Annotated in this window: 3 protein-coding genes; 2 read left to right on the top strand and 1 reads right to left on the bottom strand. The window is 62.7% G+C overall.

Annotated elements, in window-relative coordinates; all coding sequences use genetic code 11:
* Positions 1–205 (top strand): hypothetical protein (locus tag ABZ833_RS41820; protein WP_361058570.1); only part of this gene is annotated, 205 nt, incomplete at its 5' end.
* Between the two features lie 331 nt (positions 206–536).
* Here ABZ833_RS41820 and ABZ833_RS41815 read toward each other — a convergent pair.
* Entirely contained in the window at positions 537–992 is a 456-nt protein-coding gene (locus tag ABZ833_RS41815) for a hypothetical protein (RefSeq protein WP_361058568.1), read from the bottom strand.
* Between the two features lie 245 nt (positions 993–1,237).
* Between ABZ833_RS41815 and ABZ833_RS41810 the strand changes: the two genes are divergently transcribed.
* Positions 1,238–2,480, top strand: a 1,243-nt coding sequence (locus ABZ833_RS41810) for a PIN domain-containing protein (protein ID WP_361058566.1), incomplete at its 3' end; no start/stop codon positions are given.

The following is a 2,480-nucleotide window of genomic DNA, read 5'->3' as shown; positions in this document are numbered from 1 at the left end:
GTGGGGCTGCGCCCCACGCACACCCGCCTTGCTGCGCAAGGCGGGTGACACTCCGTCCGCTGCGCTCCCGGAGTGCAGGCCTTCGCTGCGCTCCGACCCGGTGGGTCCGCTGCGCTCCCCCACCCAACGGCCCTTCCGGCTTCGCCTCCAGAACCGTCAAGACCCGCTACAGCGGGCCGGGCTGGCTACGGGGTCACTGGCCTGATGGTCGAAGCAGCAGTAAGGGGTAGTACTGATCGTGGGGGCTGCGAGTGGAAGCCGGCCTCGCGCCGTAGGGCGCACACTGGCCAGTCGTCAGGCTGCCTTCCCGGGGGCGCCACAAGGGAACGGTAGCAAGATCCAAGCATCACTGAGAACCCCCACACAGCCGAGTGCTTCATTCTTTACAGCCAGATAGACTCTGGAATCAACCCACTCCCATCCCCCGCCGCTCAGATCGTGCACGAACCAGGCACAGGGAACTTTGAAAAGTCCGTACCTCGCCCGTCCGACCGCTGAGTGGCAGCCGCCTTACCTCTGCGGCGCAAAGATCGACCTCAGCGAAGTTCGATCTTCCGCGGATCTCTGCCGGGCGGGCACACGGTCTTACCCTGCGTGCTCTCCGGGTTCATGTACCCACTGCTATCGACCACCAGCGGGTCCCCACACCCGAATCCGTTGACGGTCCATCCGACGATGGGGTACACCGTTCTGCTCTCGGTAGGACCCGATACCAGATACCAACCCTCTGGCGCGGGCAGAACGCTACGTATGTCTGCGTACATCGCCTGCTGATCGTCGAGATGTAGGAAGCCCTCTATATCGGTCGCCCGCTTCAGCCGCCCCTCGTTCCAGTCGGCGGTCAGCGCGTATCCCTCATCGTCCCAGCCCAAGATGGGCCGCTCATCGGTGCCGCCCTCACCTCGGAAAACGGCACAGACTGCCGGGGTACCGGGAAGTTTCATGAACGTCTGCCTCTCTACCGAGCGGAGCCTCACAGAGTAGATGTACATCACCGAAGCCTCTTGGGTGCGCCCTTTGTCCGAGGTGAACATCGCTTCCGCCCCGGCCCGTTGCTGGGCCTCAGCCTCCGCACGCTGACGTTCAGCGTCATCGCCCGCGCGACGACTTCGCACGCCTCGCAGAGTTCTGGCCGCCACCGACGGTTCAGCTCACGTCCCTTTGACTATCTCCCAAAATAAGCGGGCCCCTACGGATCTCAGTTGAGATACTCCCCTTCATGACCATGGAGGCGTAGTTGATCATTTTTGACACGAATGCGTTTAACCTTGTCCCGCCAGATGGCGTCAAGGCCGACATCGTCCGCAAACTCCGTAGGTCTGGGCATCAACGGGTGGCCGTGCCTTGGATGGTGCTGGAGGAGCTGGCAGCGCATCAGTCGAGGCACTATCCCAATCAGTACTTGGGCGTCTTGAACGCGCTGGCGAAGCTGCGCAGTGCAGTGCCCTGGGAGCTGGAGAGCGCGCTGGAGCCGATCGATGTGGGGCGTTTCCTGGATCACTGGCGTGCTGCCTATGCAGACGTGTTCGAGGTGATCCAGGCCAGTGGTGACGTCGCTCTCAAGGCACTCTCCCGCGAGGCTATGGCGCTTCCGCCGGCGAAGCGCTGCGAGAAGGGTGATCACTCACAGGGTGCGCGGGACGTCGTCATCTGGTTCTCCATCCTGGGGTTCCTGGAGGACAACCCTGACGAGCACGTCTACTTCGTCACTAATAACACCAATGACTTCGGTGACGGGACGGTCTACAAGTATCCGATGGACGAGGATGTCCGGGGCCTGGAAGACCGACTGACCCGACTGACAGACTTCAACGAGGTCGTCGCGACCTTCACCACCGAGGTGTCCGGGGAGTCCGTCGAAGCTGCTGCGGAAGAACTACTGCGGTCCAAGGCCATGCGCGAGCAGGTGGCGCAGACGGCTGTGGAAGCCCTGGACTCCGCGGTGGGGTTCCCCGGTCTGGGGGCTTCTGACGCTGAGATCGCCTGGCGCACCTGGCTGGCGGCTCCAGCTGTCGAGTTGCTTTCCCTCAAGAACGTCACCGGGCACAAGATCGATCAGCATGTCTGGTACACCGCTGATGTCGAGTGGCTGCTGTACGGCAGCGCCGTGAGCGACGACGGCGAGAGCGCGCTGAGTGTGGCCTGCGTATGGCGCATGAAGATCCTTTTCTCGACGGACGAGAAAGACGAATCGCCAACGATCCTCTCCGGCTCCCCTTTGATGCCTGATACGGCTGATGCCGGTTGTATGAACGCCGTACGAAGCCTCAGGCGGGCTGCCGACCGGCTGGCGAGTCGAGTGGCAGGTGGTCTTACCGGAACCCGCAACGTTTCGGCTTCCACCACATCTGCTGCCACAGCCCAATTCCTTGCATCCTTGCCCAAGACGGATCTGTCCACGATCGGCGCCTATCAGAACGCCTCACGCGCGCTCGCTGCCAGCCTCCCCAAACTCGACTCCTCAGGCCTCCTGAAGACGC

The sequence above is a fragment of the Streptomyces sp. NPDC047525 genome (assembly GCF_040643025.1).
Lineage (GTDB): Bacteria > Actinomycetota > Actinomycetes > Streptomycetales > Streptomycetaceae > Streptomyces > Streptomyces durmitorensis.
This window is presented reverse-complemented; position numbering and strand designations above follow the sequence as displayed.

Bases quoted from the DNA above. Each gene is read 5' to 3' on its own strand.
- ABZ833_RS41815 (WP_361058568.1), bottom strand. From the start codon at position 992: ATGTACATCTACTCTGTGAGGCTCCGCTCGGTAGAGAGGCAGACGTTC.